18 protein-coding genes are annotated in these 18,794 nt (G+C 55.0%); all 18 read left to right on the plus strand.

Annotated elements, in window-relative coordinates; genetic code table 11:
* The first annotated feature begins 61 nt into the window (after window positions 1–61).
* The 18 genes from FRD01_RS17945 to FRD01_RS18030 all read left to right on the plus strand — a co-directional run bounded on the left by FRD01_RS17945 (window position 62) and on the right by FRD01_RS18030 (window position 18,744).
* Complete coding sequence (locus FRD01_RS17945; protein ID WP_146962089.1) at window positions 62–1,426, plus strand: putative metal-binding motif-containing protein; 1,365 nt, start codon at window positions 62–64, stop codon at window positions 1,424–1,426.
* Window positions 1,427–1,574: 148 nt separating this feature from the next.
* The gene (locus tag FRD01_RS17950; RefSeq protein WP_146962091.1) at window positions 1,575–2,012 is read left to right on the plus strand and encodes a hypothetical protein; all 438 of its coding nucleotides are present in this window, start codon (window positions 1,575–1,577) and stop codon (window positions 2,010–2,012) included.
* Window position 2,013: 1 nt separating this feature from the next.
* A complete protein-coding gene (rpoN, locus tag FRD01_RS17955; protein WP_146962093.1) occupies window positions 2,014–3,471 on the plus strand; it encodes an RNA polymerase factor sigma-54 in 1,458 nt (485 codons plus the stop codon).
* A 26-nt stretch (window positions 3,472–3,497) separates the two neighbouring features.
* The gene (gene hpf, locus FRD01_RS17960; RefSeq protein ID WP_146962095.1) at window positions 3,498–4,112 is read left to right on the plus strand and encodes a ribosome hibernation-promoting factor, HPF/YfiA family; all 615 of its coding nucleotides are present in this window, start codon (window positions 3,498–3,500) and stop codon (window positions 4,110–4,112) included.
* Window positions 4,112–4,642 carry a TlpA family protein disulfide reductase gene (locus tag FRD01_RS17965; RefSeq protein WP_146962096.1) on the plus strand — a complete coding sequence of 177 codons (531 nt, stop codon included), beginning with the start codon at window positions 4,112–4,114 and terminating at the stop codon, window positions 4,640–4,642. The genes hpf and FRD01_RS17965 overlap by 1 nt, the downstream gene beginning before the upstream one ends.
* A 90-nt stretch (window positions 4,643–4,732) precedes the next feature.
* Complete coding sequence (locus tag FRD01_RS17970) at window positions 4,733–5,980, plus strand: hypothetical protein (protein WP_146962098.1); 1,248 nt, start codon at window positions 4,733–4,735, stop codon at window positions 5,978–5,980.
* A gap of 23 nt (window positions 5,981–6,003) precedes the next feature.
* Window positions 6,004–6,678, plus strand: a complete 675-nt coding sequence (locus FRD01_RS17975) for an RNA polymerase sigma factor (protein ID WP_146962100.1) — start codon at window positions 6,004–6,006, stop codon at window positions 6,676–6,678.
* Between the two features lie 181 nt (window positions 6,679–6,859).
* A complete protein-coding gene (locus FRD01_RS17980; protein WP_146962102.1) occupies window positions 6,860–8,122 on the plus strand; it encodes a hypothetical protein in 1,263 nt (420 codons plus the stop codon).
* A 59-nt stretch (window positions 8,123–8,181) separates the two neighbouring features.
* Complete coding sequence (locus FRD01_RS17985) at window positions 8,182–8,880, plus strand: CoA transferase subunit A (protein WP_146962104.1); 699 nt, start codon at window positions 8,182–8,184, stop codon at window positions 8,878–8,880.
* 2 nt (window positions 8,881–8,882) lie between these two features.
* Window positions 8,883–9,542, plus strand: a complete 660-nt coding sequence (locus FRD01_RS17990) for a CoA transferase subunit B (protein WP_146962106.1) — start codon at window positions 8,883–8,885, stop codon at window positions 9,540–9,542.
* Between the two features lie 77 nt (window positions 9,543–9,619).
* Entirely contained in the window at window positions 9,620–11,584 is a 1,965-nt protein-coding gene (locus FRD01_RS17995; RefSeq protein WP_146962107.1) for an RNB domain-containing ribonuclease, read from the plus strand.
* Between the two features lie 84 nt (window positions 11,585–11,668).
* The gene (locus FRD01_RS18000; protein WP_249755722.1) at window positions 11,669–11,935 is read left to right on the plus strand and encodes a hypothetical protein; all 267 of its coding nucleotides are present in this window, start codon (window positions 11,669–11,671) and stop codon (window positions 11,933–11,935) included.
* Between the two features lie 177 nt (window positions 11,936–12,112).
* Window positions 12,113–13,522: a hypothetical protein gene (locus FRD01_RS18005; protein WP_146962110.1), complete on the plus strand. Its 1,410-nt coding sequence runs from the start codon at window positions 12,113–12,115 to the stop codon at window positions 13,520–13,522.
* A gap of 73 nt (window positions 13,523–13,595) precedes the next feature.
* Complete coding sequence (locus FRD01_RS18010) at window positions 13,596–15,095, plus strand: glycosyltransferase family 87 protein (protein WP_146962112.1); 1,500 nt, start codon at window positions 13,596–13,598, stop codon at window positions 15,093–15,095.
* Window positions 15,088–15,396, plus strand: a complete 309-nt coding sequence (locus FRD01_RS18015; RefSeq protein WP_146962114.1) for a hypothetical protein — start codon at window positions 15,088–15,090, stop codon at window positions 15,394–15,396. The genes FRD01_RS18010 and FRD01_RS18015 overlap by 8 nt, the downstream gene beginning before the upstream one ends.
* A 16-nt stretch (window positions 15,397–15,412) precedes the next feature.
* Window positions 15,413–16,186: a 2-keto-4-pentenoate hydratase gene (locus tag FRD01_RS18020; protein ID WP_146962116.1), complete on the plus strand. Its 774-nt coding sequence runs from the start codon at window positions 15,413–15,415 to the stop codon at window positions 16,184–16,186.
* A 6-nt stretch (window positions 16,187–16,192) separates the two neighbouring features.
* A complete protein-coding gene (locus FRD01_RS18025) occupies window positions 16,193–16,951 on the plus strand; it encodes an ABC transporter ATP-binding protein (protein WP_146962117.1) in 759 nt (252 codons plus the stop codon).
* Complete coding sequence (locus tag FRD01_RS18030) at window positions 16,948–18,744, plus strand: AMP-dependent synthetase/ligase (RefSeq protein ID WP_146962119.1); 1,797 nt, start codon at window positions 16,948–16,950, stop codon at window positions 18,742–18,744. Before FRD01_RS18025 ends, FRD01_RS18030 begins: the two co-directional genes overlap by 4 nt.
* The last annotated feature ends 50 nt before the right edge of the window (window positions 18,745–18,794 follow it).

Consider the following 18,794-nt stretch of genomic DNA (forward strand, 5'->3'; position numbering starts at 1 on the left):
TTGGCGGATCGTGATACTAATGAAGAACTCAATCGGTTTAATTTAAGAAGGTTCGAGAGATATGAAGATTTACTCATTGTTAGCGCTTCTAGCGCTTCTCGTCGGGTGCGCGGAGGCGGAATCTGGTTCTGGCCCTGGGCAAGATACGAATAATGGAACGATGCCCACCGAGGATGCCTGTTTGGACAACGACTTGGATGGTTATTTTGGGCGTACCTCGGCGTGCCCCAACGGCACGGATTGCAACGATTTTGACGCGAATATCAACGCTGGGGCTACTGAGATTCCGGGCAATGGTATCGATGAGAATTGCGACTCGATGGACGGGATGCGCGAGGTGGAATGCGACGATGCCGATGGCGATGGATTCCGCGATAAGGCGTGTGGTGGAACGGATTGCGATGACTCCAATCCAGACGTGAACCCCCGAGCTACTGAAACCTGTGGGAACTCCGTAGACGAAGACTGTGACGATATGGACCTCGAATGTGCCGAAGGGTGTTTCGATGAAGACGGCGACGGCTACGGAACGGATGGCTCCACAGGATGTCCCGGCGGTGATGAGATCGACTGTAATGATGATGACGCTTCGATCAATCCTGGCGCGGCAGAGATCTGCAACCAGATCGACGATAACTGCAACGATGAAACCGACGAATGTGGCCTCGAAGGGCAGGTGTGTGTGGACGGCTCGTGCCAGGGTGGGGCTGGCGCTCAATGCGAAAACAACAACGAATGTGCGGGCTCGTCATTGACGTGCGACTTCACTCAAGACCCTAAGGTCTGCAAGGCCAACGAAGATGGGGCATGTGCCACGACCGACGATTGCGTCAACGGTCTCGTGTGCGAGGATAACGTGTGTACGGGCGATTTCTGCGCCGTAAACACGTGTTCCGGAGACTATGCGCATTGTAATGACGAAGGCGGCTATTGTTCGGAATGCCCTTATTGGGACGTGCAAAACGCCGATGCTGCCTGCTCGGGCCTTGAGCAATGTGCGCCGGGAGGCTGGTGTGCGGCCAACTTCGATATTCTGACCTCAGATCCTATCGAGGGTTCGGACGCCACCGACGATCTGCTCTGGGTATCGATCGCCATCGCTGAATGCTGGATGGACAAGAAGCCAGCCGGTGACAAAGACATGTGCTACGCCATGTGGATCTTCAACGATGTCACCCAAACGATCACAGAATCTATGGTTGAGGACGCCTATGTGGATGGAGACTTGGACGGGCTTCTCTTCGAGGACGAAGACGACGCCCTAAAGGATGTCTGGGGTGTTGGACTCTTCAATCTCAAGGAAATGGAGTGGAAGGCCGATATGGTTCCGGGCACCGCAAAAGAGGTGTGTATCTGGTACCAACCCGGCGGATTCTTTGGTGGAGAGGCCATTGTGGTAGACCGCTGCGAGAATTTCAGTCCTTGATTTTGGCTTGCAGAATTTGAGGTAGGCAGTATTCTTTAGAGGTTAGGCCGCACCCCATTTTGGGATGCGGCCTTTTTTGCAGGCAAATCTCGTACCAAAAATTCAATTCTCTTGTGCGTGGGGTGAACTTTGGGTATCATCGAGGGGTATGAAGGATTTACCAAAAACCTCAAAAACCCCGTGGTTATCGTGGGTTCCGCTCGGTTTGGCGCTTGGAATAAGCGGTGTCGTTTATGCCGAAACAGCTCCGGAATCGGTGGTCTCTGATAGTGCGCCGGAAGATGAAGTAACGGTTGCTGAGCCCAAGCCTGCCGGACGCGTGCTCGGCAAGTGGACGGTCTACGGTATTGAAGGCTCGGAGCGGTCTCTAAGCGGCCAAGACGTGATTCTACTGCCTTCCTCAAAGACTCTTGGTCTCGTCGTGATGGCCAAAAGCATTCAATGCGAAGGTCTAGATTGCAAGATGGTGGGTGTGAGGTTGCAGCGAGGTGACGCGATCTTTCGTGCGAACGAGGGGAGTATTCGTTTGGATGACGAATCAGTGAAGCTTGAGGGTTTGGGAATTCAGGCTCAAAAGGAGAGCTAAGATGGCGATGGAATTAAGACAACAGGTCAAGATGAGCCAGCAGTTGCGGATGACTCCGCAACTTCAGCAAGCGATCAAGCTCTTACAGCTTTCGCGTATGGAGCTCATCAACGCCGTTCGCCAGGAGATGGTTGAAAACCCGGTTCTTGAGGAGATTCAGGACGCACAAGACTCGAGGGACGATCGAACCGAGTTTGATCGGCGTGCCGAGGAGTTCGAGTCACCTGCAAAGAACGAGGAACGTGCCGAAGAAAGAGACGTCAAAGAAAAGATCGATTGGGAGAGTTATTTAGAGAACTATTCGGCGCCAACCCCGGGGAACTCCTACCTCGGTATGAACGAGGAGCGTAGCCTTGAGCAGACCCTCTCGACGAGCGAGTCCCTTGTGGACCACTTGATGGAGCAGGTTCGACTCTCTGGTATGAACGAGGACGAGGAATACATCGCGACCTTGATCATCGGAAATCTGGACGAAGCTGGATACCTGCGGAATTCAACGGTTGAGGAGATCGCTGAGGACGCGGAAGTCTCGGTTGAAGACGTGGAGTTTGTGCTGGGCATTATTCAACATGAGTTTGATCCTTTGGGCGTTGCCGCTCGGGATCTGCGCGAGTGTCTTTTGATACAGGCCGCCGTCCTCTACCCAAGGGATACACTTATCGAAGAGATGATCAGGGATCATATTCCTAACCTCGAGCGCAAGAGTTTTGCGAAGATCGCAAAGGCTGTAGACGCCGATGAAGACGAGGTCATCGACGCCGCCCGCGCCATCTCAATGCTTGAGCCCAAGCCAGGGCGCGCCTTTATGGATTCGAGCGCAGATTATATCACCCCCGATATCTACATTCGTAAAGTGGGTGACGACTACGTGCCGATCCTCAATGATGACGGAATGCCGAAACTAAAGATTTCAGGCTATTACAAGCGTGAGTTGGCGAAAAAGAAGGCATCAGGTGGACAAGATGAAGTCAAGGATTACATTCAAGACAAGCTCCGAGGAGCGATGTGGTTGATCCGCAGTATTCATCAGCGTCAGAACACCATCATGAAAGTCACCGAGAGCATCATCAAGTTTCAGAAGGACTTCTTCGACAAAGGGGTTGAACACCTGAAGCCTTTGGTCTTGCGCGACGTGGCGGACGATATCGAGATGCACGAATCGACCGTGAGCCGTGTCACCACGAATAAGTACGTACACACACCTCGGGGCACGTTTGAGCTCAAATACTTCTTCAACTCGTCGATTACGAACCTCGACGGAGAAGACCTTGCGAGTCAGGCGGTTAAGGCAAAAATCAAAGATATCATTTCGAATGAAGACGGGCGCAAACCCTTGAGTGACGCAAAAATTGTGGAAATTTTGGGGAAAGAGGGAATTGACATCGCCCGTCGAACGGTTGCCAAATACAGGGAGAGTCTTGGCATACTCTCGAGCGCGAAGCGCAAACAGGTCTATTGACCATTTACTGGAACCAGGGAGCTTACATGAACACACAGGTCGCATTCAGGCAGATGGATACTTCTCCGGCACTCCGTGATTACGCCACGCATAAGTTGGAAAAAATCGTGGATAAATATGTGCACGGAAGCGTGGACGCTTCTGTCGTGATGAGTGTTCAGAAGTATTGGCACATCGCTGACTTTACGCTGAACATCAAGAATCTGACCGTGAAAGGCCAGGAGCGAAGTGAGGATATGTACTCCTCGATCGACCTTGCATTGGACAAGATCGAGAAGCAACTTCGTCGACACAAGGATCGGATCCGCGACCACAAGCCATCGAATGGTGAGGCGCGTAGATTCAAGATGGGTGTGATTTCTCCGGTTGACGTGGATGACGATCCCGAGGTGGACGATTCACTGGCCGTCTTGAACACCTACGTTGAGGAGACCGAGACTCCTCCGGTGATCGAGGCCAATGAGACTCGCGTTTTCCGCCAGAAGGAATTCACGGCGAAGTCGATGACTGTTGAGGACGCGATTGTGCAGCTCGATATCCTTGAGGATCGAGAGTTCTACGTGTTCACGAACGCGGAAACGAACGCGATTAACGTTGTCTTTAAGCGACGAGACGGGCGAGTCGGGTTGATCGAGACCTGATGATGGAGCCCAAGGCGGGCAAGACCCGTTTCATCAAAAAGTATGGTGGGGAGGTCGTTCTTTTCCTCGTCATCTTCTTTGGGGTGATGTGGTGGCAGACCCGCGCCCTTGTGGGCAGCGGTGAGCCAGCGCCCGCGTTTGATCTGGTGAGCACCGAAGGGCAACGGGTCAGCACTGAAAGCCTGAAGGGGGAAGTGACGCTCCTCTATTTTTGGGCCCCCTGGTGTGGCGTGTGTAAAGCAAACGCTCATAACGTTCAGGACGTCAAATCCAGATGGGGCGCAAAGCTCAACGTGGTCTCGGTAGGGCTTTCGTACAAGAACACTCAGGAAGTCATGGACTTCGCCTCAGGCCACGGAATGCCTCAGCCCGTGGTCTTTGGCGAAGATTCTACGGGTAGGGACTACCGCATCAACGCGTTTCCCACCGTGTATATCTTGGACGAGACCGGTGCAGTTTCAGGCTCCGTCGTGGGCTATACCACCGAGCTTGGCCTTCACGCGCGGGTCCTCTGGGCGAAGCTCTTTTGAGCAAAAATGGCCCGAATCCATCCCGTTCCTTGACAGTTTGGGCCTCCCGCACTGATATTCTTGGCTTTAACTGGTCAGAGAGGATTGGAAATGAAGCGTTTGCTTGTGATCTTGATAGTGATGTCGCTTGCCGTCGGCTGCTCCAGAAAGCCTGAAGACCTTGAGGTCTGGCGCGATGCGGAAGGTGGTTATGAGAAAATCGAGGCATGGGCCAAGAGCCCTGAAGAGCCCATGGATGTTCGCGTCCGTGCGGTTCAAATCCTTCTCGAAGAACGCCAGCTTCATACCTTGACTCCGATGATGGAGGCCGTGACCGATCCTGCGACTAAGAAGGCTTTGGTCGATGGTGCGATGGTGACAATCGAGGAGATGTGGAAGGCTCAAGATCAGCCAAAGCTCGATGAGGCGACCAAAGAAAAAGGTGGGCAGGTCGCTGTTGGCGATTCGAAGACGGTGGTTGCCAAAGATGCCGCATTCTACCTTCATCCTCACGCTGAGGGCGCCTCCAAAGAGCGTATTGAAGCCATACTTGCCGAATGGATTTCAGCGGACCAAGACTTGAGGACACAGCTTGGTGGTACGACTGTGGGCCAACTTTTGCCTTATACCGGTCCTAAGGGTCTGGAGTCGGCTGTCGGCTGGCTCAAAGAGACGACGCGTCCGGCGACCGTGCAAGACAGCATTTACCAGCACACCGAAGACGAGAAGATCAAAGAAGAGCTTGGGAAGGTCCTCTTGGAGCGCGCCGAAGCTGCCCATCCGGATGTTTCGGGCGAACTAGAGATCGCTTTGCTCAAGAATGGCTCTTCGGCTGTGGTTCCTTACCTTACGAAGGCCATCAAGGATCCGAACGTTCCGGCGAAGACCAAAGATGGTTTTATGGACGCCATTGTGCGAGCGCAGGGCGAGCGGGCCACAGGGATCTTCACGGACCTCGTTGGCACCCAGGAGGGGCTTTTGCGTTGGGTATCGGCCCAACGTCTGATCGAGATTCGCGGGAAGGCCGGTATTTTGGTAGCTGCAAACGCTCTGCCGCTTGAGACCGGCGTCTACGCCAATGAAGACCTGAATGAGGAGACCGAGATTTTCTGTAATTTTGTGAGTACAGAGATGAAGGAACTCAACGTGACGACCATTGCGGATGTGCTGGAGCGCGGGCTTGATTCGGAGCGCTGGCCAACTCGAATGGTGGCGCTCAGGTGTGCTGAGATCGCGAAAGTGAGTGAGTTGAAAGCCAAGATCGACGGCATGACGAAAGACCGGACCGCGATTGCACCATGGGATGGCGTCAAGACCACTCTGGGCGATCTTGCGAAACAAGCCTCAGCCGCGCTTTAACCTAAACTGGCCCCTGAGAGTGTATGATTCTCTCGATCATCAAAAGCCTCTTTGCGTCGCCAAAGGCTGAGACTCCCATCGAGGAGTTGAGCGACGAAGAGCTTATGATTGCGTACGCGGGAGGAAAAGTAGAGGCGTTTGAGGTCTTGGTGAAGCGGTATGAAAAGCCGCTCTTCAACTTCATTGTTCGCAGCGTCAAGCGCGCCGACCTGGCCGAGGAGATGCTTCAAGAGGTCTTCATTCGGGTCATCAAGAGCGCATCGAAGTACCAGCAGACAGCCAAATTCTCGACGTGGATTTATACGATCGCGCGCAACCTGTGTATCGATCGCGCGAGAAAGAAGAGTGGAAAGGAGCTCTCGCTCGACCAGACGATCGGCGATTCGGAGAAAGATACGCATCTGGATCGCGTGGTGGACGAAAGTAATCAGGCGGCTACGGAACATGATCGAGCGGTCTTTCTTTCAAAGCTGGAAGAAGCCTTGGAGAAACTTCCAGAAGAGCAGCGCGAAGTGTTTCTGATGCGTGAGGTCTCAGATCTTAAGTTTCGAGAGATTTCCGAGATTCTGGGGATTCCGGTGCCCACCGTGAAAAGCCGAATGCGTTATGCGCTCGAGGCTTTGAGAGGGCATCTTACCGAATATGCGGAGCATAGTTTTGACGATGAAGACGTAAAGGTGAACTCGCCGGGCGGCTAGGAATGGTGCTGCTTGGAGAAAAATCGAGAGTTTTGGAGATCCAGACTTCGGTTGGTACGTTAGATAGGGAAGAGGCCGAAACTCGGTCGAGCGGAAGGAAATAGTCCGCACGTTGGTTATAAACCCGTCCCTTCAGTTATGGGACAATGTGGAACCGAGGAAGTTCCACAGGAGAAAGAAGATGGCTATCGAGCCGGATGACATACTCCTCGACGCCTTGTACGAGGAGCTGGACCCAGACGCCGAGGAGGCGAAGTCGTTGAGCCCTGAGCTCGCGGCTGAGCTTGAGGGGTGGCGGGAGTTCAGGGAGTCACTCGGGGAGCAGTTCCACGTGCATACGCCCAATCCGTCTGTGCGCGCAGCGGTGATGGCTGCGGCGCGTGACGAGTTAGCCAAACAAGTGGAAGTTCAAGCGACGGATGATTCCCCGAGGCGCCCGCCAGGCGTGGACAAGCGCGGGTTCTGGGCGAAGCTTGCGTCGGGACAGGGGGCACAGATCGGTCTTGTGGCTACCATTCTCTTGGTGGGCGCATTTTCGCTTCGTTATATGAATCTCGATTCGCCTCAGATGAGTATGGAGCCTGCCTTTGAAGAGGCTGGCATTCCAATGGGTAAAGACGAAGTAGCTGCTGCTGCCCCTGCGTTTGACGCGCCTGAGGAAGCGGCTCCTGCTCCGGGGGAGGCTGAGGAAGAAGCAGCGGAGGGGTTTGCTGCGCCCGTTGAGGAGCGGGAGGCTCGAGCCGCTGAGCCTTCGATTGAACCAGAAATGAAGAAAGATTCGGCGCTTTTGGCGCGCGAGGAAACCGGACGTTCTGACGCTAAGCCCGAACCTCAGAGGCGCGTTGCAGCGAAGCGGCCGACAAAGGCAGCGCCTTCGACACGAAGCGCCGGACCCGCGGAGGAACCTTCCAAAAAGGCAGCGCCGAAATCAAAGTTCTACGATTTTGACGATAGCCTCGTGAAGGCAGAGTCGATGGGGAATCGTGCAGCAGCGCCTAGCAGCGCCGAGCCCGCTGAGGCAGCGCCCATGCCGGTTTCTGGCGAGAGCAAGATGGACGATGCGTTGGAATTCGGAGTGAAAGAGAAGGGCAAAGCAGAGAGCGCACCAGGCGGTACGATCGATGCAGTCGAAGCTGCGTTTAGGTCCAGGGACTGGCGCCGAGTGATCTCGGAATCCCAGACGGTGGCTACGTCGTCGGCACCCGCGGTTCAGAAGGCGCGTGCGCTAGAGTTGCGTGCGCAAGCCTACAGGCAAATGGGCATGTTCCAACAAGCGTTGGAGACCTATCGAAATATCGAGACCAATTTTCCGACCTACCAAACGGACCGAATTCGCTCTTCACGAGTTGAAATCGAACAAGAACTCGAGTCCCGTCCACAGCCTGCATCGCGCCAGAAGCGTAGTTACGATTTTGAGTCCGAGACTCTCGACGAGCTTCAGTAGGGTTGACGCCATATCGTGGGTGGCACTAGGCTCCGGTGCAAAGAGCCAAGGAGCATTCCATGAGCAAAGTTTTCGAGTCGGCAGATGCCGCAATATTCGACATTGAGGACGGGGCCACGTTGATGAGTGGAGGATTCGGGTTGTGTGGAAACCCCGAGAATTTGATCCTCGCGCTGAGTCGTCGTGGAACCAAGAATCTTACCGTGATCAGCAATAATTGTGGGACTGATGAATTCGGGCTCGGCGTTCTTTTGCAGAACCGCCAGATCCGAAAGATGGTCTCAAGTTATGTGGGCGAAAATAAGAACTTCGAGCAACAATTCCTGAGCGGCGAGCTCGAGGTTGAGCTCAATCCGCAAGGGACATTGGCTGAGCGTATACGCGCGGGTGGTGCGGGAATCCCCGCATTCTTCACCGCAACCGGAGTCGGTACGGTAGTAGCCGACGGAAAGGAGACGCGAGAGTTTGACGGGCGCACCTATGTGATGGAGCGCGGGCTGCAAGCTGATTTCGCGCTCGTTAAGGCGTGGAAAGGCGATAAGTCTGGAAATCTCGTGTTCCGAAAGACGGCACGAAACTTCAATTCGATGATGGCAATGGCTGGGAAAGTCACCATTGCTGAAGTCGAAGAACTTGTGGAAGTGGGCGAGATCGACCCCGATCAGGTGCACCTCCCGGGGATCTTCGTTCAGCGGATTTTGAAGGGCGAGAATTACGAGAAGTGGATCGAACAGCGCACCACGCGCAAGAGAGGTTGAAAATGGCCCTATCACGAGAAGAACTTGCTCAAAGAGCAGCTCAAGAGTTGAAAGACGGAATGTACGTCAATCTCGGGATTGGGATTCCAACCCTGGTAGCCAACTATATCCCGGACGGCATGAGCGTGACCTTGCAAAGCGAGAACGGTCTGCTGGGTATCGGGCCCTTTCCGTATGAAGGGGAAGAGGACGCGGACCTCATCAACGCGGGCAAGCAGACGGTCACCGCCATTCCAGGCGCTAGTTTTTTTGATAGTGCCATGAGTTTTTCGATGATTCGCGGCGGGCATATCGATCTTTCAATCCTCGGTGCCATGCAGGTCAACCAAGAGGGGGATCTGGCCAACTGGATGATCCCAGGCAAGATGGTTAAAGGCATGGGTGGTGCCATGGATCTTGTGGCTGGATCCAAACGTGTCGTCGTGCTCATGCAGCATCAATCAAAGTCTGGAGAGTCCAAAGTGCTCAAGGCGTGTGATCTACCGCTGACCGGTACCCGATGTGTTCACCGAATCATCACGGATTTAGCGGTCTTCGACGTTGCGGGCGACCATCTGGTCTTGATCGAGACAGCGCCAGGTGTCAGCGTTGATGATGTACGGGCAGCGACGGAAGCTCATTTTGAGGTTTCGCCGTCTGTGAAGACAATGTCATTTGATTGATCGCCACAAACCTGCGAGAAGGCGTGCGAGGGCGGTCAGGTGCTTGGCGGCCATGAACTGAGTCGATAAGGCCGAACTTGATAGTCGAAGGTAGCATCGTCGAATTTACTCACCACGGGGAATCCAGACTTGGAGTCGTCAAGAGACTTCTCGGCAAGAAGGCTCTGGTCATGGGTCTGGACTCCACGCAGTTTCGTCCAAAGCTCAAGGACATTCAGGAGATTCTGGGGAACGCAGGTGAGGCCGATGTGGACCAGGTTCTTGGAGGTCTGGAGGCCGAAGCTCAGGTTCTGGTCGAGGATATTGATGTAGAGGCGCTCTGGGGATTGGTAGAGGCTGGCGAGACCTACGCCACTACAGAACTTGCAGACTTTGCGGGGGGCGCGAGCCCGAGCCAGGTCTTGGCCCTTCGGCGCGCACTTGAGGCGGATAGCCTCTACTTCCGGGCGGTAGACAAGGGTTGGCAAGCCAGGGACGCGAGACTCCTGGCGTCTTTGAGCGAACAAGCCCGTGAACGCGATGCAAAGGCGAAGGAGCGCGACCAGGAGAAGCGTTGGCTGTCTTCGGCCTTGAAGGGCTCGGCTGGGTGTCAAGATGCTCCTCGTGGACTGATATCTCGGCTTCAAGACGTGGTACTGCACCCGAACTCTGAGGACGCTGATTTGTTTCTTGAGTTCCTACGGCAGACCGAGGACGAGGTAGGGGAGTATCTGCCAGGTGTAGGCGTGCTCAAGGTTTTTGAGCTTTTGGTGCGTCTTGGTGTCTATTCAAAGCACGAAAACCTGGAGCGTCGCAAATGGAAGATACGAGACCATGAGCTGAGGATTCAGGACCTAGCGGCTGCCCTAAAAGCATCTGAGGCGTCTCGGCTAGACCTTGAGCAGGAGTGGACCTTTACTGTGGACGATGCCCAGACTCGCGACATGGACGATGGGTTGAGTCTGAGGTCAAAGAAGGACGGCTCGTGGTTGGTCGGGGTACATATCGCGGATGTCTCCGCGTGGGTGCCCAAGGGACACGAGCTCGACTTGGATGCGATTCGGCGTGGAACTTCGGTCTATCTGGTAGAAGATGAAATTCCGATGTTTCCCAGAGTTTTGAGTCACGGGAATCTGAGTTTGGTCAAAGGCGAGCGCCGTGCGGCCCTGAGCCTCTTGATGACTTTTGATCGTGGGCTGGAGCTCAAGGCATGGGAGTTCAAGGAGACCTGGGTGCGTGTTGCCGAGCGGTTGACCTACGATGAGGTCGACAAGATTTTGAGTGAGGAGTCGACTGAGGAACATACCGATCGAATCCACACGATGTTCAAGATTGCCGAACAGCTCAGGTCTGAGCGGGAGTCAAGGGGAGCGCGAAGCCTTGAGCTTCCAACTTCGCACGTCGAGCTTCGTGGCGAGGAACCTGTGATTTGGTCGGTGTCTGATACGGCTTCTCGACGATTGGTTCAGGAGTTCATGGTCGCCTACAACGCCAAGGTTGCCGAAGTGTTTGATAAGGCGAATATTCCTGCCGTCTTTAGAGGTCAGGAGCCGGCGGAACAGGAGCTCGAGCCGTTGGAAGGCGTTGCCGGCGAGTTTGCTGTGCTGAAGACTATGCGTAAGTCGAGCATGGGTCTAAGCCCAATGCCACACGCGAGCCTGGGTCTTGCGGCCTATGTTCAGGCGACGAGCCCGATCCGACGCTACCTCGACCTTGTGCATCAAAGGCAGCTCAAGTCATGGCTCCATCATCAAGCCCTTCCCTACGAGGACCAAGAGCTCTACGGCGTGCTCGCCGAGGTCTCTGAAGCGGCGATGCACGCACAAGAGGTTGAGCGTGCGTCTCGCCGTTATTGGCTATTGGTGGCGCTGGGTGCCCGGACGAACGAGGAGTTTGACGCCATCGTACTAGACGAAAACCGTCAGGTCTTGCTCACAGAATTTGGTGTGATCGAGACGGTTTCTACGGCGGAACGCATGCCACTAGGGGCCAAGATTCGTGTGCGCGTGGACCACGCAGATGCGCGCCGTGGCGAATTGGTGCTAACTTTTGTACATTCCTGAATAAGTAAAGTTGACCGTTGTATTTTCCTGCCTTAAACTCCGGTCTCCACCAATGCTGGTCAACCACAGAAGGAGAAGGGTCTGATGAACGCAATTGGAAAGTACGTGCTCGTCATGGGTCTCGTCGCGATGGGCTTCGCGATGGGATGTGAAAAGAAAGAAGATGCTCCTGCAGCTGAGGCGCCAGCCGAAGCACCTGCTGAAGCCCCAGCAGAGGCGCCAGCCGAGGAGAAAGCAGCTGAGCCTGCAGCCGAGGAAAAGGCTGAGGAGGCCCCTGCAGAGGGAGCTGCTGCTGAAGGCGAGGCGGCCGCTGAAGGTGATGCACCTGAAGCTCCTCCTGCATCGCAGTGAAGTAGCGCGACATAAGAAAGCAAGAGAGCCGGCAGCAATGCCGGCTTTTTTGCTCTGAACTTTCAGGTTTGTTCAGGGTACTTTGCATTGCAAACGCCCGGAAATGTGTTGTATGACCCGTCCAACTTAGCGAATAAGGCGCATTTAGGCGCCGTTTTTTGGATAGTTGGAGGAACCATGAGTGTACAGTGGAATCGTTTGGCGGCCCTTGCCATCACAGGATGTGTCACCCTCGGGGTGGCTTCGGATGCTCACGCAGATCGTCGTTCGAGCTTGAACGGTAATCTTCTGATCGAAGACGTCGATGACGTCTATTTCTACCCACAACTTGCGTTGGAATATCGCAACCTTGTGAGCTTTGATTACTACCCAGGTGCGTCGCTTACCGGCATTATCGGTGGTCAAAGTGGTGACGAGACCGCGGCACCTTCTCAAGGCGAACAAGCCATGGGTGGCGGTGGTCTACTTCTCTTTGGAGATGAGAACTTCGCGTTCGGTATTTCAAGCCATCGCCAAGATGTGTTTGGCTCGACCGTTCACGGCTTCCTCGGAGCGGGCGACCTCTACACCTACGGTCCAGCCGCAAACCAGTCTTGGAGCTACTTCGGCTATAACTCGCCGCTTCCTCCCGCACTCAGCGATACGCCAAATGTGGGTGACGCAGCGGGTCCAAACAGTAACTTCTTGACCCCCCTTCAGATGGTGGACTTGCTTTTGGCATTCCGCCTTGCTCCTGACCATTCGTTGGGCTTCCGTCTTTCGGTGGGCCAGAACAATGCAAGCGTGGAAGTTGACGCCCCAGGTCTGACCGAGAAAGATTCTTGGAACACCACGGCCATCAACCTGACCGCAGGTTATTCGGTTCGCTCCGACATCAAGCTGGACGTCAACCTTGAGCTTGGACTTGGCTTCTTCAGCAACGGTTTTGAGACGACTCAGAACAACGAGCCGAACTACGCTGACTCGGGAACATTCCTTCCTAGCTTCACGCTTTCGAACCGTACCCTCGTGCCTCTCCAAGAGAATATCGAGCTCGGTGTCGTAGGAATCATTCACGTGAATTCCTCAAGCGTCACAAACGAGAACGGTGTTTCGCCTCAAAGCTCAACCACCCCTCTTGAGTACACTGAAGATTCGACCAACTTCTTCATCGAAGCTGGTGCGGGTCCTGTGTACACCTTGCCAGATAACACCACCATCGCAGCTTACGGAACCCTTGGGTTCGGCTACTCGAGCTACTCGCTTGACGGTGGTGACCAGGACATCTCCTCAACTTCGTTGTTGCTCCCTGGTTTCAAACTGGCTCTCGAGCACTGGCTCTGGGATTGGATGGCATTCCGCTCGGGGCTTACCTCGCGCTACCACTTCCAATCACAAGCTCAAACCTTCAGCGACGATAACACGCCAAACGTCAGTGGTTCGGCTAATCACTACGAGTTCCTCTGGAGCGTTGGTGTGGGAATCAAGCTCGGTAACTTCGAGCTTAACGGAACGCTTCAAACGCCTTTCGTGACCGATGGTCCAGCGATTCTCGGTGGAAACTCCACGGGTCTCTTCTCGCTCTTGAACGCTCAGTACAAGTTCTAATCTAGCGTCCTAGAATACGATCATGTAGCTTCGAGCCCGTTTTTTAACGGGCTCGTTGTGTTTTTGGAGAACCATGTTCCACCCTCCAGGAGAATCCTACGAAAGTGCTGGTGAGCTGGGCGCTCATGAAACTGTGGCGCGTGGCTCAGTGAACTGGCGGGAGGCCTGGCGTTTGCCATTCCTCATTTTTCTGGTTTCGTTTGGAATCTACGCGGCATTTGCGGGGGAGCGTCTCAAGGGTCCGTCAGCGGACAATCACTTCGTGTATTTGGCGCAGACCTTCAATTCGATGGTGGCGTCGTCTTTTTCAGATGAAGCAGCCCAAAGACGCGAGGGCCTCGCCCCATTTGAGCTCGAGAAGAAGCCGCATCATCGCAATGACTGGGCTAGCTACTGGGAGATTCGGCTGCAGAGCGGCGAAGAATTTCGGGGAGTGTGGGTGGACCGGCGTGGCTCGGGGAGCTTTCAGCTCTTGGATGGCCGCCGAGTTGAGCTTGGACCCAAGGAGTTACGAGGTGCCGAGCGAACGCAACGATACTTTGTATCATTTCCGCCTGCGCCGGCTGTCCTGATGATGCCCGCGGTGGCGTTGTTCGGCTGGGAGATGAACGATGTTCTTTGGACCATCTTCTTTGCGGCACTAAACGTTGCTTTGATTTACGTGCTCTTGAGGCGACTTTCTCAAGGCGGCAGGAGCGGAAGATCTAGGTCGGACGACTTGTGGTTAACGCTGCTTTTCGGCTTTGGCACCGCCCATTTTTGGTGCTCGGTGCTGGGGCAAGTGTGGTTTACAGCACTCATTATGGGGGTGACGTTTACGTTGCTCTACGTGCTTTGCGCGATTGATGCGCGCCGGCCGCTCTTGGCCGGAATATTCATGGGGCTCGCGTTTGCGACAAGGACTCCGCTGGTTTTCAGCGCGGTGTTCTTCTATCTCTTCTTACTTTTCCCAGGCGGCAAGCTCAGGACCGAGGGGTGGCAGGAAGCGCTTAAAAAGGGGGCTCTCTTCTCGTTTCCTTGTCTTGTGATTGGCGGGCTACTTCTGGCGCATAACTACGCGCGATTCGAGTCCTTGAGTGAGTTTGGACACACCTACCTCGCCGGTGGTGGCTTGCAGCGCGTCAAGGAGCACGGCCTCTTTAACACCCACTTTTTGTCCAAGAATCTCACTGCTGCCTTTACCTTGATCCCTAAGTTCCAGGCGGCAGAACCCTATGTGATCATCTCAAAACACGGCATGAGTTTGCTTTTGACCACGCCGGCGTTCATCTGGCTTTTCAGGCCGATGCCTCGGGATTCCGCGCCCGATGTGTTTTGGTGGCGTGCACTCTGGGCCACGGTTTTTGTGACGGCGTTGCCAGGCTTTTTCTACCAGAACACGGGATATGAGCAGTTCGGATTCAGATTTTCCTTGGACTACACGGTGTATTTGATCCTACTCATAGCCGTAGGTCGGCGCCCATTGACCAAAGTTTTCAAAGCGTTGGTGCTGTGGGGAGTTGCCGTCAATGCGTTTGGTGCGGCCACTTTCAAACGGGTACGCGCCCATTATAGCGAGAGCTTCTTTGTCTGAGTTTTCCGATAGACCACCCGAATTGCCACCGATGTCAGGGGACACTGGGAATCGGGTTTTGATTGGTGCTGCCGCGGCGGCAATCGTCATTTCAAATATCGCGATCGTGGCGGAAGCACTCACGGACCGATGGCTTGCCCGAGGCTTAGGCTTTCCTGCGTACTTGAGTTTGCCGCTCGCGTTTGGAGCGGCTTACCTGGCCTTCCGCGTTTGGCAAAAGCTCGACAGGCGAATTGGACAGGGTCTACTTGTGGGGGCGGCGGTGTATTGGGTAGTACTCGTGGTAGATGTCCTAAATTAATCATGGAGTTATTCGAATGAATCACATTGAGCAGGCCGCTGAGCGGCTCAGAAATGCGGTGGAGTCAGGTGCTCCCTGTTCCCCGTTGAGTGCCGAGTTCGAGCTGACGAGCACTGATGCTTATGCGATTCAGAGGTCGAATATTCGGCGTCGTGTCGCGGCGGGATCGACGATTGTTGGGCGTAAAATCGGGCTGACCAGCAAGGCGATTCAGTCATGGCTGAAAGTTGACCAGCCTGATTTCGGGTGCCTGCTCGATGATATGTTGGTCGCGAATCATGGCAGCGTAGAGACATCGAAACTCCTGCAGCCTAGGGCTGAAGCCGAGCTCGCGTTTGTCCTAAAGACGGGTCTTGAAGGCGGAGCCTTTACGGTTCCGCGGGTGATGAAAGCCACTGACTTTGTGTTGCCTTCGATCGAGATCATTGACTCGCGAATCGCCGATTGGAAGATCACCTTTGAGGACACCGTTGCTGATAATGCGTCGAGTGGCATGTTTGTGCTGGGTGACACGCCTGCGGACCCGATGTCGCTTGACCTTCGTCTCCTGGGAATGCGTTTGCGAAAGAATGGGCGAATCGTGAGCACCGGAGCGGGTGCGGCGTGTCTATCGAACCCGTGGCATGCCGTGGTTTGGCTTGCTCAGACGCTCGACCGCATGGGTGAGCCTTTGAAGGCCGGAGATATTGTGCTCTCGGGTGCGCTTGGACCGGTGACGCCTGTGGCACCCGGAGATGTCTTGGACGCCTCGATCAGCGGCGTTGGCGGCTGCACGGTCCGTTTTGCTTGAGGCTACATGCTTGAGGTCAAAAACATTGAGCTCTCATTTGATGGCGTAAAGGCATTGCGAGGGGTATCGCTCGAAGTGGCGAAGGGTGAACTTGCTGCAGTCATAGGCCCAAACGGTGCGGGCAAGACCTCTCTTTTCAATTGTATCTGCGGAGTTTACGAGCCTCAGGTCGGAGAGGTTTCATTCGAAGGGCGCTCGCTCAAAGGGCTCGCTCCGGCGCAAGTATCGAGGCTTGGAATCTCACGTATGTTCCAGAACCTGGCGGTCTTCCCACAGATGACCGTCGTGGAGAATCTAATGCTAGGGTGCCATCAACACTACGAGTCGGGATGGCTAGCCAACATGCTCTGGACTCGCAGTACACGGGCCGAGGAGATTCAGTGGCGGCGCGTAGCTGAAGAAGTCATGGACTTTCTTCATCTGGAAGCTTGGCGCAAGACTCCATGTGGAATTCTGCCCTACGGTATCCTAAAGCGCGTTGAGCTTGGCCGTGCCCTCTGTATGCGCCCGAAACTCTTGCTCTTGGACGAGCCGGCGGCAGGCCTGAATCAGGAAGAAACTGAGGATATGGCGCGCTACATGTTGGACATCAAAGAGGAGCTCGGCATCACACAGGTACTGGTGGAGCACGAGCTGCGAATGGTACTCGACCTCGCCGACCACGTCGCCGTCCTGGATTTTGGAGAGAAGATCGCTGACGGACCCCCTCAGGAGATCCGTAAGAATCCGCAGGTTATCGAGGCTTATCTGGGAGGTGCCGCTTGAGCGAAACCACTCTGGTAGGCCAACTGCTGGGGCACGCTCAGAGCCGGCCGGATGCACCTGCAATGCGGGTCAAAGAGCACGGGATCTGGCGGGAAATTACCTGGCGAGAGTACGGACTACAAGTTGCCGGGTTCGCAAAACAGCTTCAGAAGCTGGGCGTCAAGGCCGAGGGGAACGTCTCGATCCTAAGTGATAATCGCCCTGAATGGCTTTTTGCCGACCTCGCAGCCCAGGCGCTGGGGGCCAGAAGCGTCGGGATCTATCAGACGAATCCGGCCGAGGACGTGGCGTACGTTCTCAGGCATTCGCGTTCGAGCGTGGTCGTCTGCGAAGACCAAGAGCAAGTTGATAAGGTCCTCGAGTGCGCGGGCTCGCTGCCAGACCTCGAACACATCATTGTGCTCGATGGACGCGGCGTGAGCGCTGAAGACGATCCTCGAATCTTGTTTTGGGAGGACTTGGAGGCTCAAATCCAAGCATCTGCCGACCTCGATTGGCTAAAGGAGCTTTGCACGGGGCGTCGCGCGGACGAGCCCACCATGGTGGTCTACACATCCGGCACCACGGGCGAGCCCAAAGGGGCGATGTTGGCGAGCGCGAATGTGGTGGGGGTTGCGGCCCAGGTCGCGCCACTACTGGGCGCGGGGCCGTCTGACCAAATCATTTCCTACCTTCCTCTCTGCCATGTCGCCGAGAAGATTTTCACCATCTTCTTGCCACTTAGCGTTGGAGCCACGGTGCATTTTGGTGAGTCGATCGCCACGATTCAAGAGGATCTGCGCGAGGTCTCCCCCACGATCTTCCTGGGTGTTCCACGAATTTGGGAGAAGATGCACGCGAGCGTGGTTCTAAAGATGAAGGACGCGAGCTGGCTCAAGCGCACGCTCTTTGATTTCTTCGTGAGGCGGGGTGAGGAAATCGCGCGTAGGCGCATCGAGGGGAACTTCAATTTTCTGGACACTCTGGTGTTTTTCCTCGGCCACCTCTTGGTTTTCAGGGCTTTGCGTGAGCGGCTTGGGTTGGCTCGCTGCCGGCATCCGATTTCTGGAGCGGCGCCAATCTCACAGGATTTGCTCTGGTGGTTTCATGGCATCGGCGTGCCGGTCCTCGAGGGTTATGGGCAGACTGAATGCTCTGGGGTATCGCATCTAAATCCGCCGCGTGCTCCGAAGATCGGTACGGTTGGGGCACCGGTCGAGCTCGTGGATTTTAAGCTCGCCGAAGACGGCGAGATTTTGGTTCGAGGGCCGATGGTCTTTAAAGGCTACCTGCACGATGCCGAGGCCACGGCGCGCACGCTGGATGACGGCTGGCTCAAGACGGGCGATATCGGCGAGGTCGATGACGAGAATTACCTCAAGATTACTGGACGAAAGAAGGAGATCATCATCACGGCTGGTGGCAAGAATCTCTCACCGGAAAAGATCGAAAACGCGCTCAAAATGAGTCCGTTCATCAAAGAAGCCGTGGCTATCGGCGATCGCCGAAAATTCGTGGGCGCACTCATCCAGATTGATGCCGACTCGGTCGGGGATTGGGCTCGACGCCGAGGAATCGACTACACCTCGTTCCAAGATCTGGTTCAAAAGCCCGAAGTGTCCTCGTTGATTTCGAGCGAAGTGGAGAGTGCGAACGAGCGATTGGCTCAGGTTGAGCAAGTTCGTGGATTCAAGCTTCTCCCCAAGGAACTTCATCAGGACGACGGTGAGATGACCGCAACTCAAAAGGTCAGACGAAGTGCAGTTGAAGAAAAGTTCTCGGACCTGATCGAGTCGATGTACACCAAAACCTAGTATGACTAGCAACATGGCTGATGTTTGGTTAGGATAGCCCATATTCTTGC

This window comes from Microvenator marinus (assembly GCF_007993755.1).
Lineage (GTDB): Bacteria > Myxococcota_A > Bradymonadia > Bradymonadales > Bradymonadaceae > Allomicrovenator > Allomicrovenator marinus.